Annotated in this window: 19 protein-coding genes and 1 riboswitch; of the genes, 11 read left to right on the top strand and 8 right to left on the bottom strand. The window is 37.5% G+C overall.

Translation table 11 applies throughout. The annotated features are described in order from the left end of the window. Positions 1-152 precede the first annotated feature (152 nt). The 8 genes from GH741_RS13695 (at position 153) to GH741_RS13660 (ending at position 6038) form a co-directional block, all read left to right on the top strand. Positions 153-410 (top strand): transcriptional regulator SplA domain-containing protein, encoded by a 258-nt coding sequence (locus GH741_RS13695; RefSeq protein WP_153737345.1) that lies wholly within the window; start codon positions 153-155, stop codon positions 408-410. After that, complete coding sequence (gene splB / locus GH741_RS13690) at positions 403-1431, top strand: spore photoproduct lyase (protein ID WP_153737344.1); 1029 nt, start codon at positions 403-405, stop codon at positions 1429-1431. Before GH741_RS13695 ends, splB begins: the two co-directional genes overlap by 8 nt. 65 nt (positions 1432-1496) lie before the next feature. Next, a riboswitch (TPP riboswitch) is annotated at positions 1497-1600 on the top strand. A 165-nt stretch (positions 1601-1765) separates the two neighbouring features. Next, positions 1766-2584 (top strand): bifunctional hydroxymethylpyrimidine kinase/phosphomethylpyrimidine kinase, encoded by an 819-nt coding sequence (gene thiD, locus GH741_RS13685; RefSeq protein ID WP_153737343.1) that lies wholly within the window; start codon positions 1766-1768, stop codon positions 2582-2584. A 19-nt stretch (positions 2585-2603) separates the two neighbouring features. Then, positions 2604-3398 (top strand): hydroxyethylthiazole kinase, encoded by a 795-nt coding sequence (gene thiM / locus GH741_RS13680; RefSeq protein ID WP_153737445.1) that lies wholly within the window; start codon positions 2604-2606, stop codon positions 3396-3398. Continuing rightward, complete coding sequence (thiE, locus tag GH741_RS13675) at positions 3398-4042, top strand: thiamine phosphate synthase (RefSeq protein WP_153737342.1); 645 nt, start codon at positions 3398-3400, stop codon at positions 4040-4042. Before thiM ends, thiE begins: the two co-directional genes overlap by 1 nt. Before the next feature lie 99 nt (positions 4043-4141). Beyond that, entirely contained in the window at positions 4142-4666 is a 525-nt protein-coding gene (locus GH741_RS13670; RefSeq protein WP_153737341.1) for a type 1 glutamine amidotransferase domain-containing protein, read from the top strand. Positions 4667-4734: 68 nt separating this feature from the next. After that, positions 4735-5529, top strand: a complete 795-nt coding sequence (locus GH741_RS13665; protein WP_153737340.1) for a hypothetical protein — start codon at positions 4735-4737, stop codon at positions 5527-5529. A gap of 35 nt (positions 5530-5564) precedes the next feature. Further along, positions 5565-6038 (top strand): DUF456 domain-containing protein, encoded by a 474-nt coding sequence (locus tag GH741_RS13660; RefSeq protein WP_153737339.1) that lies wholly within the window; start codon positions 5565-5567, stop codon positions 6036-6038. Positions 6039-6049: 11 nt separating this feature from the next. Here the strand turns inward: GH741_RS13660 and GH741_RS13655 are convergent, their stop codons facing one another. Beyond that, positions 6050-6271 carry a DUF3817 domain-containing protein gene (locus tag GH741_RS13655; RefSeq protein ID WP_338079454.1) on the bottom strand — a complete coding sequence of 74 codons (222 nt, stop codon included), beginning with the start codon at positions 6269-6271 and terminating at the stop codon, positions 6050-6052. Between GH741_RS13655 and GH741_RS22300 the strand changes: the two genes are divergently transcribed. Both GH741_RS22300 and thiD (GH741_RS13650) read left to right on the top strand, forming a co-directional pair. Beyond that, the gene (locus GH741_RS22300) at positions 6210-6365 is read left to right on the top strand and encodes a hypothetical protein (protein WP_338079458.1); all 156 of its coding nucleotides are present in this window, start codon (positions 6210-6212) and stop codon (positions 6363-6365) included. The genes GH741_RS13655 and GH741_RS22300 overlap by 62 nt on opposite strands. Before the next feature lie 122 nt (positions 6366-6487). Further along, on the top strand, positions 6488-7300 hold the full coding sequence (thiD, locus tag GH741_RS13650; RefSeq protein WP_153737338.1) for a bifunctional hydroxymethylpyrimidine kinase/phosphomethylpyrimidine kinase: 813 nt from the start codon (positions 6488-6490) through the stop codon (positions 7298-7300). Between the two features lie 221 nt (positions 7301-7521). Here thiD (GH741_RS13650) and GH741_RS13645 read toward each other — a convergent pair whose 3' ends face one another. From GH741_RS13645 to GH741_RS13615, 7 genes are all read right to left on the bottom strand, one after another. After that, positions 7522-8469, bottom strand: a complete 948-nt coding sequence (locus tag GH741_RS13645) for a transketolase family protein (protein ID WP_153737337.1) — start codon at positions 8467-8469, stop codon at positions 7522-7524. Continuing rightward, positions 8466-9371 (bottom strand): transketolase, encoded by a 906-nt coding sequence (locus GH741_RS13640; protein WP_153737336.1) that lies wholly within the window; start codon positions 9369-9371, stop codon positions 8466-8468. Before GH741_RS13640 ends, GH741_RS13645 begins: the two co-directional genes overlap by 4 nt. 247 nt (positions 9372-9618) lie before the next feature. Next, positions 9619-10884: a PTS ascorbate transporter subunit IIC gene (locus tag GH741_RS13635; RefSeq protein ID WP_153737335.1), complete on the bottom strand. Its 1266-nt coding sequence runs from the start codon at positions 10882-10884 to the stop codon at positions 9619-9621. Positions 10885-10901: 17 nt separating this feature from the next. Next, complete coding sequence (locus GH741_RS13630; protein WP_153737334.1) at positions 10902-11171, bottom strand: PTS sugar transporter subunit IIB; 270 nt, start codon at positions 11169-11171, stop codon at positions 10902-10904. Between the two features lie 38 nt (positions 11172-11209). Further along, positions 11210-11638: a PTS sugar transporter subunit IIA gene (locus GH741_RS13625; protein ID WP_153737333.1), complete on the bottom strand. Its 429-nt coding sequence runs from the start codon at positions 11636-11638 to the stop codon at positions 11210-11212. Positions 11639-12211: 573 nt separating this feature from the next. Beyond that, positions 12212-12994, bottom strand: a complete 783-nt coding sequence (locus GH741_RS13620; RefSeq protein WP_153737332.1) for a carbon-nitrogen family hydrolase — start codon at positions 12992-12994, stop codon at positions 12212-12214. Between the two features lie 28 nt (positions 12995-13022). Next, positions 13023-14099 (bottom strand): iron-containing alcohol dehydrogenase family protein, encoded by a 1077-nt coding sequence (locus GH741_RS13615; protein ID WP_153737331.1) that lies wholly within the window; start codon positions 14097-14099, stop codon positions 13023-13025. A 271-nt stretch (positions 14100-14370) separates the two neighbouring features. On the opposite strand from GH741_RS13615, the gene GH741_RS13610 reads away from it, so the two are divergent. Further along, positions 14371-15546: a pyridoxal phosphate-dependent aminotransferase gene (locus tag GH741_RS13610; protein ID WP_153737330.1), complete on the top strand. Its 1176-nt coding sequence runs from the start codon at positions 14371-14373 to the stop codon at positions 15544-15546. The last annotated feature ends 328 nt before the right edge of the window (positions 15547-15874 follow it).

The following is a 15874-nucleotide window of genomic DNA, read 5'->3' as shown; positions in this document are numbered from 1 at the left end:
AAGACCGTAAGGAAGTGAGATAGTTACGCAGCAGTCTATAGATTTTGTGTCAAAAACAACAATCTTTTATAAAATATCCTTTGTTTTAATAATATAGCTAATTTGAGAAACAATAGTCTAGAAAAAAACTACTCGATAAGCTAGGTGAAAATATGGAATTAAGTAATAGTTATCAACCAGGAGATATTGTTTATGTAATCATTAGAAATCCACATGTACAAGGAGTTGCTAATGTACAGGAGGCAGCTATAGTAAATAATCCTGATCATCCAGGAGAAATGGCGCTTTTTGTTTATGAGACCTATTATCCTTTAACCGACGAGGTAGCTGTATATCAATCACTAGTAGAAGCTGAAGAGGACTTTCAGCAAGCCTTTGGTTCAGCTGATATTGAGGATTATTATGGTTAAACCATTTGTTCCACAACTCGTTTATTTCGAACCTAAGGCTTTAGAATTTCCACTCGGTAAAAAGTTAAAAGAAAAATTTGAAAAAATGGATTTAGAAATAAGAGAAACTACGTCCCATAATCAAGTGCGGAACTTACCTGGTGACAATGATTTCCAAAAATATCGAAATGCAAAATCTACTTTAGTTGTCGGAATCCGAAAAACATTGAAATTTGATACTTCTAAACCGTCTGCAGAATATGCAATCCCTTTTGCCACTGGGTGTATGGGACATTGTCATTATTGTTATTTGCAAACAACGATGGGGAGTAAGCCGTATATCAGGACCTATGTAAACACAGAAGAAATATTTGACCAGGCGGAAAAGTATATGAAAGAAAGATCGCCAGAAATTACACGATTTGAAGCTTCATGTACCTCAGACATCGTAGGGATTGACCATCTAACACATACACTAAAAAGTGCGATTGAATTTTTTGGTAAATCTGAGCATGGTTTGCTCCGATTTGTTACAAAGTTTGCTCATGTTGATCATTTGCTAGATGCAAACCATAATGGGAAGACTCGTTTTCGTTTTAGTATAAATGATGATTATGTGATTAAATTTTTTGAACCAGGAACATCAAGGTTACCAGAGCGCATCGAAGCTGCTGTGAAAGTAGCGGAGGCAGGTTATCCGTTGGGCTTTATTATTGCCCCAATTTACTTACATGAGGGCTGGCAACAAGGTTACCTAGAAATGCTAGAAAAATTGGAATCCTCTCTCCCAGAATTTGCCAAAAGAGATCTAACGTTTGAAATGATTCAGCATAGATTCACTCAACCAGCAAAACGGGTAATACAGAAAAATTACCCGATGTCCAAACTTGAGTTAGATGAATCCAAACGGAAATGGAAGTGGGGGAGATATGGGATTGGTAAATACGTTTATAAGGACCATGAGCAGGAGGAGATGAAGGACACAATAGCTGGGGCTATAAATCGTCTATTCCCAAAGGCAAAGATTGAATATTTCACTTAATACGGGCTGCGGTTAGTTTGACAATAATTGTGTTTAGTGTTTTATTAGAAGGGAATTAAATATAAGAAATCCGCTAGGGGTGCCACTATGGCTGAGATAAGGATTATTCCTTTATCCCTTTGAACCTGAACTGGTTAATACCAGCGTAGGAAAGTGGAGACGGGGATAAGTATAATTATACTTTTTTTAAAAAACAACCGCTCCAATTCCTGGGGCGGTTTTTATATTGTCATAAACGCAGGTTTCCTAGGATTTTTCTATCAAGAGTAGAGATTAGTATTATGATATTTTCAAAATAATTAGGGAGAGAGTTAGAAGGGGAGGTTTATATCGTATGAGTAAAGTTAGAAGTGCATTGACAATTGCAGGTACTGATCCTTCTGGAGGTGCTGGAATTCAGGCAGATTTGAAATCATTTCAGGAACGAGAGGTTTATGGGATGAGTGTAGTAACTTCCGTAGTTGCTCAAAACACATTAGGTGTTACTGACATTCATAATCTACCTGTTTCTTTCATAGAAAAACAGCTCCAATCAGTATTTAGTGATATTGAGCCAAATGCAGTTAAAACTGGAATGATAGCAACAGTTGATATGATGGAAGTAATAGCAGAGATTTTAAAGAAACAATCCGTTCATTATGTGATAGATCCGGTTATGGTTGCTAAAAGTGGCCATAACTTAATGGAGGAGCCTTCAAGAAAAACAATCCGTGATGTATTGATTCCTCTTGCCTCTGTGGTTACGCCTAATGTACCCGAGGCTGAAATATTAGTAGATTTTACTATTACTAATACAGAAGATGCAAAAAGGGCAGCAAAAGTAATTGTTGAGGAATTGGGTGCAAAAGCAGCCGTGGTTAAGGGTGGGCATCTAACAGGGGAAGCGATTGATGTATTGTATGATAAACAAGATTACCACTTTTTTAAATCTGAGCGTACTAACACTAAACATACACATGGGACTGGATGTACATTTTCTGCAGTTATTACTGCAGAGTTAGCAAAAGGAAAGTCGATTGTAGAAGCAGTTGCGATAGCAAAACAATTTATAACTGATGCGATACACTATACACTAGGTATAGGAAAAGGAAATGGTCCAACGAATCACTGGGGTTATCGTTTGAAAAGCCTACCTAACCAAGGAGGAGAGTAAATTGAGTGAAATAGCAACAATGATTAATAAGGTTCGCCATAAACAACCACTTGTCCATAATATTACGAACCAAGTAGTCGTTAACTTTACTGCTAACGGCCTATATGCATTAGGTGCAGCGCCAGTGATGGCTAATGCAGTTGAAGAAGTTGCTGACATGGTGAAAAATGCAGATGCATTATCTCTAAATATTGGGACGCTTACTACCCCGCAAGTTGAGGCAATGATAATTGCTGGGAAGGCAGCGAATGAAAAAGGTATTCCAGTTGTACTTGATCCGGTTGGAGTTGGAGCGACGCCGTTTCGTACAGAAGCTGCCCAAAAAATACTAAAAGAAGTAGACATTTCGATTGTAAGAGGAAATGCTGGCGAAATAAGTCACTTAGCCGGGCTAGATATACCTATGAAGGGTGTCGACACCAACTTGAAGGGTGATAATAGAGAAGTCGCGCTTAAAGTGGTAAAACAACTTGGTTTACCTGTTATTGTGACAGGTAAACAGGATGTAATTACTGATGGAAAGAGATGTTACCTAATTGATAACGGAGTTGAACTATTAACAAAGGTAACTGGTGCGGGATGCTTATTGAGTTCAGTCGTTGCTGCATTCTTAACTACCGGTGATGATTTATTAGAAGCAGCTACTGGGGCAGTTGGATTCTATGGTGTTGCGTCGGAAGTAGCGGCAGAACATATTAGTGGTCCTGGGAGTTTCCAAATAGCACTATTAGACGCAATTTATCAATTAAATAGTGATGTAGTTAAAGATACAATAAAGTTAGATCATATTATTGTTAGTGAAAAGGAAATGTAATGATGAATTTAAAAAGATGTCTGCGTGTCTATTTAATTATGGGTAGTAACAATACGGTAAGGGATCCGTTATCTGTCTTAGAGGAAGCTTTGAAAGGTGGGATTACTCTCTTTCAATATAGAGAAAAGGGTGCCAATGCTAAGGTGGGGCAGGAGAAAAAAGAATTGGCAATGAAAATGAAACGATTATGTCATAAGTACTCCGTTCCTTTTATTGTAAATGATGACGTACTATTGGCATTAGAAATAGGTGCAGATGGTGTGCACGTTGGACAGGATGATGAGATAGTAGCTTCGATTAAGGCGCAGTGCCCGAAAGATTTTATTATTGGTGTTTCCACAACAAATAGTCAGGAAGCAAATCAAGCGGTCAAGGATGGTGCAGACTATATTGGTGTTGGGCCAATTTATGCTACTGATACGAAAGAAGATGTAAAATTACCAATCGGTCTAGAAGGTGTTGCTGAAATTAGATCTACTGTTGGTGACCTTCCAATCGTTGCTATTGGCGGTATTAAAACTAGTCATGTAGCGGGAATTATTCAAGCTGGTGCAGATGGTGTGTCAGTTATCTCTGCTATTAGCCAAGCAAAGTCACCAAAAATTGCAGCTAGGCAACTGGCATCATTAATCAATCCTTCATAAGATGAATGGAAACAACGCGTGTCTTAGTTGCGAGCTAAATGTTCTAACAAATAATAAATCTTTGTTAAACTAGTAGTATGAATTTAAGGAGGCGGTCAGATGCGTTTACAAAATAAAAAGGTGATTGCTTTAGTGGAAGATGATTTCGAAGATCTTGAACTTTGGTATCCGGTGCTTAGGCTTAGAGAAGAAGGTGCAGAGGTTCACTTGGTAGGTAAAGAAGCAAATAAAGTATATGTAGGTAAGTATGGTGTTCCTGCGGAGTCAGATAAGGCTTTTACTGATGTGGAAGTTAAGGACTATGATGCAATTTTAGTACCTGGGGGATGGGCTCCTGATAAATTGAGGCGCTATCCAGAAGTATTAGACTTCGTTCGTCATATGGATGATAATAAAAAACCAATTGGTCAGATTTGTCATGCTGGTTGGGTGCTTATTTCCGCGGATATTCTTAAAGGGAAAAAAGTGACGAGTACACCAGGTATTAAAGATGATATGACTAATGCCGGTTCGACCTGGTTTGATGAAGCAGTAGTTGTCGATGGGCATATTATATCTAGTCGTCGCCCACCGGATTTACCACCTTATGTTAAAGCATTTGCTGATAAACTAGCTTCAGAGTAATAGAAGTAAGTCCCTTCTTAGATAATAGGTGGGGACTTATTTTTGTTATTTGTTATAATTGTATAGATATGGAAGCAGGTGAAGCAATGAAGGTTTCTATTACATACATAATTTCAAAGTTTGCTGCTGCAGGAATTACATTCTCACTGTTCTATCTAGTAAGTCTCATGATATCTAATTGGGATTTTGCAAGTAGCAATGATCTTTTGAAAAATCCATACATCTGGCTTTGTTTTTTTGGATATGCTGTTATTAGTTCCATTTTGATTGATTATTTGTTAAAAAGAAATGGTAAAACCTCGTGGTTTTATAGCTTTATTTATTACACTATTGCTAGTGTCGTAATTTGGTTGCTACTCTTTTTGCCATCCATCTCTGATTTTTTCTACTATCTAGCTATGGTTTTATACGCTGGCTTTATAACGGTTTGGTGCTCATGGGCATATTTGGTTGTATATCGCCTGATAAAAAGAAGAAGTGGATTATCAATTGGTTTGATGGTGGTAAGTTTATTGTTTTTACTAGCTATATTATTTTTCCAACCTTCTATACAAAATGGATGGCAACAATCTACCACTGAAAACTCTTATCATGCAAGCTTCGATTTGTTTAGTGGAGAAGAAAAGATAGAAGTGGATTTAGAAGGAGAGCGGATCTATCAGATTACACTTAATTGGAGCATTTCTGAAGGTGGCCATGGTTGGAAGGTAAGAGGAAAAGATGATTACGTAAAGCTAGAGGAAACAGATACGGCTACACAATATCTGTTACATACTACATATGCAGGTCCGTACTATTTTTTCGTTAGTGGTAATAAGGCAAAAGGGAATGTTGATGTATCTTGGGTAGAGGTTATCCGGTAATTTAGCTTGAAAAAAGAAGGATTGGAGTGTTATAGATGGATGTTTTTATATGGATACTTATTTTAGCATGTTTTGTTCTTAGTTTTTTTGGAATAATATTTCCGCTTATTCCGTCTCCGTTGGTTTTATGGATTGGTTTTTTATTGCACTTTTTCTTTATAGAAGGGAATTTAACCTTAATATTCTGGGGCGCGATGATTATTCTTACAATCGTTTTGATTGTTTCGGATATTATTGCTAACAGTTATTTTGTGAAAAAATATGGCGGGAGTAAATGGGGAGAACGAATTGCGGCAGTTGGCGTAATTGTTGGTTCATTTATTTTTCCTCCATTTGGGATAATTCTAGTCCCATTTATTGCTGTACTGGCAGTAGAATTATCACAAAAGAGGTCTACAAAGGAATCTTTTCAAGCAGCTATAGGATCCTTACTCGGATTTCTCGGTGGTGCCTTTGCTAAGGTTGTTATACAGGTTATTATGATCATTTGGTTTTTTATAGCTATTTAAATAATAGGTTATCAGCTTAGGGATGATTTTTGTAGACGGATATCCAATAGGTAATTTCCGAAAGGGATAAACGCTACTAATACCGAGCTAAAAATCCATTTCCACGACCATCTAATCCTAAAAGTTACGTATGCAATTACAACAATATAAATACAGAAAAAGGCTCCATGTATGGATCCGACAACTGTAACTACTTCCGGGAGACCGGCTAGGTACTTCAATGGCATTGCAATAAAAAGAAGAAGAATAAGAGAAGTCCCTTCTATAAAACCTGATATTCTAAACATGCTAATTGGTGATGTAAACAATTTAATACCTCCATTATGAAAGGATATACCTTTCATAGTATAAAACACGGAGAGTAATCAGAGCAATAATTAAAAAAATCTGTCACCTGCTATTTTAAAAAAATCTGCCTCTGTTGAACAAAAAAGGAAGGATGCAATTTCATGTCAATAAAAAGAGTGTTATCCATTGCTGGTTCAGCGGCTCAAGGTAGTGCGGGGATTCAAGCAGACCTGAAAACTTTTCAGGAAAGAGATGTTTATGGTATGGCTGCGATAACTGCTATTGTTGCGAATAATTCTATTACAGAAAAAGGTGTTTTCATTCACTCTAGTCAAGAAATAGAAGCGCAATATTATGCAGCTATTGAGCATGTCGGAGTGGATGCTATTAAAACAGGCATGCTATTTTCGGAGGAGATAATTGAACTTGTTTCAGACCTATTAAGAAATGCTCCAACGAAGAACATAGTGGTTGATCCAGTAATGATAGGGAAAATGGGATCGCAACTACTTAAGGATGATGCAATAGAAGTTATGAAAGAAAAGCTATTTCCTATCGCAACAGTAATTACACCAAACTTACATGAAGCTGCCCGTATTTTAAACCAAGAATCTTTAATATCAATTGCAGAGATGAAGCGAGCTGCACAAGAATTGTATGAATTAGGCCCAAAATATGTGTTGATAAAGGGTGGGGCAACGCTTAATGCGACCGATGTATTATATGATGGGAAAAGTTGTCTAGAACTGCATGCGGACCTAGTAGATACCATCCATACTAGTGGAGCTGGGTGCAGTTACTCGGCAGCTATTACAGCTGAATTGGCAAAGGGGAAATCAATTCATGAATCGGTTGAAATTGGAAAGAAGTTCGTAACGATGGCAATTAAATATTCATTATCCTTTGATAGGGGAATAGGCTCCACTTACCATGCCGCATTAGGCAAGTTCGGCGGTGAACGGCAAAAAAAGTAGCGATTGCTTAAGCAATCGCCAAATAGAAATAGGTGGGAAACACTATTAAACAACTGCTAAAGGAAGTTGCCCTCCGTTAACAGGAGTTTACGCTTATTAATAACTCTTTGTCACCAAGTCCAAATTGCATTTGTGTTAGTTTCTTTGACGTATTAAGTTATATTTATTATCATAAATCGTATTGTCAGAAAACTCAAGTTTTTTAATCAATACTTTGATATTTAGTTATAAACTTTGCTTATTATCCGCCCTGAAATTTTCTCTGGCGTAAGTCCATGCTTATCTAATAAACTTTCGTTCTTCCCGCATTCACTATATTCATTCTGAACACCGATTCGAATTACAGTTGTTGGATATTCCTCAGATAAGAGCTCCGCAACTATGCTGCCTAAACCCCCACGAATATAATGCTCCTCAACTGTAAAGACATAATTTGTTTGTTTTGCAGCTTTGATAATCGCTTCACTATCAATTGGTTTCAAAGTTGGTAGATGGAGCACGTACAGGGATAGTCCTTTATTCTTAAGAATTTTTACAGCTTTAATAACCTGATAAGTCATACTTCCAGTAGTGATAATTGCCACATCAGTTCCTTCTTCAAGAACCTTACCTTGACCAATGGTAAAGGATTGATCGGTTGTGAAATTCGGAATATCCTCGGCACGAGTAAGTCGAATATAAACGGGACCATTATAATTATACATGGCTTCCATCGCAGCGCGCGTTTCATTTGCGTCTCCTGGGGCTATTACGGTCATATTGGGTAACATCGTCATTAATCCAATGTCATCTAAAGAGTGGTGGGTTTTGCCGGTGTTACTAGTTAACAAGCCACTATAAGCACCGCATAATTTCACGTTTGCCATGGTTTGATCGATACTGACAACTAGTTGATCATAAGTGCGTTTCGTTAAAAAGGTGGCAAAGCTACAAACCCAAGGCTGAAGCCCAACACTCGCCATCCCAGCTGCTACACAAATCATGTTTTGTTCAGCAATTCCCATTTGATAAAATGCCTCTGGTACTTCTTTTTCAATCGTTGCTAGTCGGGTAGAATTGCCTAAATCACCATCGAGGGTAACTACCATCGAATCAGACTGTGTGATTTCCGCTAGTTTCTTACCAAAAACAGAACGCATACTTTCTACTTTCCCAATGGTAGTGGTCATGATGGCTTCACCTCGATTGATGTATTTTGACGTTGTTTACTTTTAAAGGAGAGTAAGATGCTATTTAGTTCATCCATTGCCTGTTCATATTCTTTGTTTGTAGGTGATTTGGAATGCCATTCATACTGATTCTCCATGAAACTAACACCCTTGCCTTTAACAGTATGGGCAATAATCATTTTAGGAAGCCCATTCTTGTCCGTTCTTGCTGATTGCAAGGCGGATAATAGCTGATTGAAATTATGACCATCTACCTCAAAGGTCTGCCAGCCAAAGCCTTGCCATTTCTCTAGAGCTCGCTGCTCTGGAGCGCGTCGTACACGTTTATCCTCGCTTTGTTCCTCATCGCTTACTGTCCATCCAAATTGCTGCAGTCCGTTGAGATCTAGTATTCCAATAAGGTTATCTAGGTTATATTTTTGTGCGATATTTACTGCCTCCCATATTTGACCTTCTTGACTTTCACCATCACCAATTACGACATAGGTATAGAAGTTTTTGTCTAAACGTTTGGCGGCTATAGCCATTCCGACACCAGCGGACAAGCCTTGTCCTAGTGAACCTGTAGAGAAATCTAAGCATGGGAGTTTTGTCATATCGGGATGAGCTTGCAAACGTGTTCCTAAATCGTCAAAGGTTAATAGCTCCTCTTCGGGAAAATAGCCCTTTTTTGCTAAGGTAACATATTGAGCAATTCCGGAATGTCCCTTGGATAAAATGAAACGGTCGCGCTCTTCCCATCCTGGATTCTTTGGATCTACCTTCATTTCGTGAAAGTATAAAGCCGTTAAAATATCTGTGACCGATAGAGGTCCACCCAAGTGACCTTGCTGTTTTCTGTACACTGTTTCAACAATTCCCTTGCGAATCTCGGTTGCAATCGTGATTAATTGTTTTGACATCTTTGATTCCTCCTTGATTCTCGATTTATTCCATCTGGTGAATTTCTTGTTGTCCTACTTTTATTGATAAAAAGAAGATGGAGAAAATCTGACGATACAGATTTTCTCCGTTTTGAATCCTCAGGAGTTAGACATATTAAATTCGATGCTTTATTCGATGTGTTAATTCAAGCGAATTATTAGTAAACATGTTATAAATAAATGGTTCCAAGTCTAAGAATCGTAGCCATACGAGAATGCTATTTTACTAGTTAAAGAGATCTACGATCAAACCAATAATAATACCAATCACTCCAAAATCAGAGTCTCCGAACGTAGTGCTTTGGAAACCTAAATTTCCAAGTACGGGTAATAGGAACGCAGGTAAGAAACTGATCAAGACCCCGTTTACAAATCCACCGATTGCAGCTCCTTTTCGACCGCCTGTAGCGTTACCGAATACACCAGCACCGGCACCTGTGAAGAAGTGAGGTACAAGACCTGGAATGATTAGAGCTAAGGAGAAAATCCCTAGTAAAGCCATACTGATTAAGCCACCAACAAAACTAGCGATAAATCCAATTAGTACAGCTGTTGGGGCAAAAGGGAAGACAACCGGCACATCAAGAGCTGGCTTTGCACCAGGTACAAGCTTTTCAGCAATACCACGGAAGGCTGGGACAATTTCATTAAGAATCATACGTACACCGGCAAGGATAATACTTACACCAGCAGCAAATGTAATACCTTGCATGATGGCGAACATTACGTAGTTTTGATCACCTGCATAGGTTGCAACAACTTCTGGCCCCGCAACTAAGACTAAGAACCCAAAGATAACAATCATCGTTAGTGCAGTCGCAACTAAAGAGTCACGTAGGAAAGACCAGCTATCGGAAATCTTAATATCCTCAGTAGATTTTTCTTTGTTACCGAACCACTTACCTACGTAACCAGCAGATACATAGCCAATTGTTCCAAAGTGGCCCATCGCTATGTCGTCTCCGCCTGTTACTTGACGCATAAAGGGTTGAGCGATTGCTGGCATTAAAACCATGACGAAACCTAGAATTAATGAGCCGATTAAGACAACCATAAATCCATTTAGGCCACTAGTTCCTAATACAGCTGAAAGTAGAGCTGCCATGTAGAAGGTATGATGCCCAGTTAAGAAGATATACTTCATTGGTGTAAACCGAGCGAATAAAATATTAGCTATGAAGCCAAAACCCATAATAAGTGCTGTTTCCTGGCCTAAAGTTTGCTGCGCTAAAGCAACTATTGCTTCATTATTAGGTACAACACCTTGAATATTGAAGGCATCCATAATAATGCCGCCTAAGGAATCAAGAGAGCCAATTAAAACATTCGCACCAGCACCTAAAATAATGAAACCGATGATGGACTTGAGTGTACCTGAGAATATTTTTGAAATGTTAGATTTAAGAGCTAGTAGCCCAATTAAAACCATTAAACCAACGAGGATCGATGGTATACTTAAAATCTCAGTCATTAAAAACTCGAAAAATGCCATTTATTTGACCTCCTTTTTTATTCTCCCAAGACTTCAGCTAAAGCCTCTGCAACTTCTTTTTCACTAGCAATGTTCTTAATAGCTACAACTTTTGCTTTTGTTCCTTGAAGCTCCTTTACAAACTCATGATTTGTGACAATTAAGTCAGCATTTGCACTAGCGGCAGAGCCAATATCAATTGCTTCCACTTCCCCTTTTATTCCTTTTGCCTGTAGAACGCGTTCAACAGTCATTTTTAGCATGAGACTTGTGCCAAGTCCCATTCCACATACGGTGATAATTTTCATTTTTCTTCTCCCTTTCAATTATTGATTTTATTGAAGCATCATTTTGAGAAGTAGTTTAGCAATTCTTCTGTTGTTGTTGCTTGAAGCATAAGTGCTAACGATGCTTCATCCCTTATCACCTCCGCAATCTGTTTTAGCAAATCTAAATGAGAAGAATTATCTAATGCAGCTAAACAAATAACGAGTTGAGCTAGTTGTTCTCCTCTTTCACCAAATACAACGGGTTCCTTCAATAACAAAAGACTAATTCCTGTTTTCAAGACTCCGTCCTGAGGTCGGGCATGGGGCATGGCAACTTTAGGCGCAATAACCATATAAGGTCCAAGCTTTATTACATTATCAATCATTGCTTCAACATATCGCTGCTCGACCATTCCGGACTTAACTAAGAGCTCTCCTCCTTGTTGAATTGCTTCCTGCCAGGTATTCACAACAATCCCAACTTTTAATAATTCAGGCTCTAACATCAGATAACACTCCTTGGTAACCAAGCATGTAAATTGAAATAAAACGCTTCCAAATCTTAAATCTTAGAACTAGCTTTAGCTTGTTTCTTTATTCCTGTTATATGTTTCCAAGCTTTCGTTTATGCTTATTGAAGCACCAAATGGAATGTATTAATAAAGAAAAGGAGGTTTGTGTGAATACAGCATCACTAGATATCATGACATCATAAATTTGTTTATATTATTTTATGAAAACCTTTCCGGATCATTGTGATATAATTAAGTACATATAGGTAAGTGTGTAAAAAATATATAAAAAATTAATGATAGATAGATAAACTAATGGTGGTGATCAGTAATGGGTGAGGAAAAAGAAAAGGATAAACCAACGTTTAGTCGAGGAAGAATCACAGTTTATGTAATAGTAGTGGCGATCGCAATCTATTATATAGTGTCAGCGATAGTAATGTAGTAAATTAAAAAGCTAGGGGAATAAAATCCCCTAGCTTTTTTTGATTAAGTGTACAAGGTAACTTGATAGAATTAGTCGAAGGATAAACAGAAGCATTGCAAACTATTAACAACGATATTTTTCTATAGTTTATAAAGATCTGGTCTACGATCTGAAAAAATAGGGATGGTATTCCTAACTTTATCAACCTGTTCAACATCAATCTCGCCATAAAGTATGGTTTCCGTGTCTTGTGCTTCTGAAATCATTTCACCCCATGGACCGATAATCATAGAATTTCCACCAAATTCATTATTTGGGTCTGAACCTACTCGGTTGCAGCCAATCACGAAGCACTGATTTTCAATAGCTCGGCTTATTAATAGTGCTTTCCAATGGTCAATTCGCGGCTTGGGCCATTCGGCTACTACAAACAGTAACTTAGTATCGTTGAGCATATGGGTGCGGATCCATTCAGGAAAACGAATATCATAACAAATGACACCTGCACTACGATGGTTCTCAAGTTGAAAAATCCCATCGTCATCTCCCTCTACTAAATGCTTTTCTTCATTCATAAGCCGAAATAGGTGAGCTTTACTATACTCTTTTATTAGCTCACCCTTCCTATTTATAACAATCATTGTATTGGTAATCTGATTTCCAGTCTTCTTTGCAATTGAACCAGCAATGATATTAACATGGTATTTTTTGGCTAAATTTGATATAAATTGAATCGATTCCGTTCCGTCTTCATCAGCAATTTCATCTAATCGTGTTAAATCATACCCAGTTGTCCATAATTCGGGTAGTACTACTAAATCAACCTTATCTTTAGTTATATTTTTAAAGTGTTGTACTATTCGATCCTGATTAAGTTTTGGATTTCCATAGGATATATCCATTTGCATTAAAGCAATTTTCATAATGTTAGCTCTCCTAGTTATTAAAAGATTAACCGATAGTTGTCTCTACAAATTCAATCGCTTCCCGTACTTGTTCCTTTTTAGAGATATTCATAAAGTGAATAGATTCACCTGGTTGGACCGCTTTTTCTGAAATTGTTTCGATGGCGAGACTCTGGTTATGTATTACCCCTAACTCAGCAAGACTACTCGGAAGCTTCATTTTTTTGTAGTGAGGGAGAAGGTAGTTTATTTCATCAGCTCTTTTCTCTAAGGCTAACTGAACCAATACCCCATAGGCAACCTTATCACCGTGTAAATGGTCGTGTGTTTCAGGAACATGAGTTAATGCGTTGTGAATGGAGTGTGCTCCGGAGATTCTACCATACTTGTCTCCATAGCCCCCTACCATTCCGGCTGCTAATATAATCGTTTCTAATGTGTGAATAAAATCTGAAGAGATCTGCCCTTTTTGTAATGAATCAATCGCTGAATTCCCTTTTTCTAACAATACATTTCGGCATAATTTGGCTGCATGTAAAGCAACTTCTAATGGGATAGGTTTATCAGGTAAATTCCTTGTTAAAACATCCGCTTCATACCATTTAGCAATTGTATCACCAATCCCTGCTCTAAGAAAAGGTACTGGTGAGTTGATAATAATATTTGGTTCTACTAATACCATAAAAGTACTTTTTGGAAAGATAGTATATTCAACAAAGTTACCAGCTTGATCATAGAAAACACTAAGAGGTGTCCATGCAGCGCAGTTTGATGCCAGCGTCGGTATCAATACAACAGGTAGATTTAAAGCGTGTCCATTAGCTTTGGCGATGTCTAGTATTTTTCCACCTCCAACACCAATAATCACATCAGCTTTTTCTTGTTTTATAATAGTGTTGATCCGGCTGACTTCCTCATGAGTACACTCGCCTGAGTATTTGATAGTAGTTGTCGGGATATTAAGGTTTTTTACATATTTTTTAGCAGCATTCCAGGATTTTTCACCATGAATAATAACGCTCTGTTTAAAATTTTGCTCAGACAATTTTTTTGGTAATTTCTCAAGCACACCCTGGTAACATTGATAGATCGTTGGTGCCCCTTGTACTTGAATCGGCTCCATTTTTTCACCTCGCAATAAGTTTTTTTGAAACGATATTCTATAATCGAATTTAATGAACCGGTAACAAATAGCTATGGGTTGCCAGATTAAGGGACTTGTTTAAATACTCCCGGATAATGGTGTTGTTTTATATATCAGAATATTGTTATAATTTGAGGATATTATGACACCCGACTACCCTACTGTCAAACAGTTTGAAAATGAATACATACTAGATTAATACTAAATCGAGTTAACAACTATGCAGAATAGAAGCAGGAGAGTGAAAGCAATGCAACGATTTGAACAATCTGATACCTTAAAACGATTACCTGAACAATTTTTTGCAAGCCTTGTTAAAAAAGTACATAAATTAACCAGTGAAGGTTATGACGTAATAAATTTAGGTCAAGGGAATCCAGATTTACCAACACCTTCCCATATCGTAGAGGAACTAAAGAAAGCAGCAGACAATCCCATTTATCATAAATATTCGCCATTTAGAGGGCAATCATTTTTAAAAGAGGCAATTGTTACTTATTACAAAAGGGAATATGGTGTTGATCTTGACCCTGAAACAGAAGTGGCCATTTTATTTGGAACTAAAACAGGCTTGGTTGAAATTAGCCAATGTTTGCTTAATCCAGGGGATTTGGCATTGTTGCCAGATCCGGGTTACCCAGATTATATGTCGGGAATTGCGCTAGCCAATGCAGAGACAGAACTGATGCCATTGTTAAGAGAAAACAGTTATTTACCGGATTATTCGACTATAAATCAATCCGCTTTAGATAAAGCAAAACTTATGTTTTTGAATTATCCGAACAACCCAACATCGGCCACAGCAACAAAAGATTTTTTTGATCAGACAATCGATGTAGCTAAAAAACATAATATTTGTATTGTTCATGATTTTGCATATAGTGCATTAGGGTTTAATGGAAAAAAACCTCAAAGCTTCTTACAATCAGAAGGTGCTAAAGAAACTGGTGTGGAAATGTACACCTTATCTAAGACCTATAATATGGCTGGATGGAGAGTGGGCTTTGTGGTTGGGAACGCTTCTGTAGTTGAAAGTATCAATTTAATTCAAGATCATCTGTATGTGAGTTTATTTGGTGCTGTCCAACAGGCTGCAGAACAGGCCTTATTAGGTGATCAAAGTGAAGTGATGAAACTTGTTCAAATATATGAAAGAAGAAGAGATACTTTTATAGCAAAGCTCAACAAAATAGGTTGGAAGGTAGAGCCGCCAAAAGGGACCTTTTTTGCATGGTTACCTGTTCCAGATGGTTATAGTTCGGAGAAATTTGCCAATTTGTTATTAGAAGAAGCTCATGTTGTGGTTGCCCCTGGAAATGGATTTGGTGAAAAAGGTGAGGGGTATGTAAGAGTTGGATTGTTAGACAGTGAAGAACGTCTAGAAGAAGCTGCAAATAGAATCGGTAAATTAGATTTGTTTAAATGAAGTTTATTTTAGTAGGTGTTGGATTTAATAAGTAAAATTAAAGGGGAGAATTGGGCTTTATTCAATGTATCGGTTTCCGCTACCTAATAATAACTTGTGAATTACGGCACTTAAATTAACGGGTGGCAATAATTTAACAAAGGTCGTCGATTACGACGATCCTACTTTTGTATTTAAGAACTACTGGAATTTTTATGTTAAAGTAGTTTGTACTAACTCATCAACACTTTGAACATATAACAGTGGAACTATATGGCGCATATCCTATTTTAATAACATTCGCGTTTGGTCTAATTCAAATTTCAATTTCTGCTCACTATATTATTTA

Source organism: Aquibacillus halophilus, assembly GCF_009649745.1.
GTDB lineage: Bacteria > Bacillota > Bacilli > Bacillales > Amphibacillaceae > Aquibacillus > Aquibacillus halophilus.
This window is presented reverse-complemented; position numbering and strand designations above follow the sequence as displayed.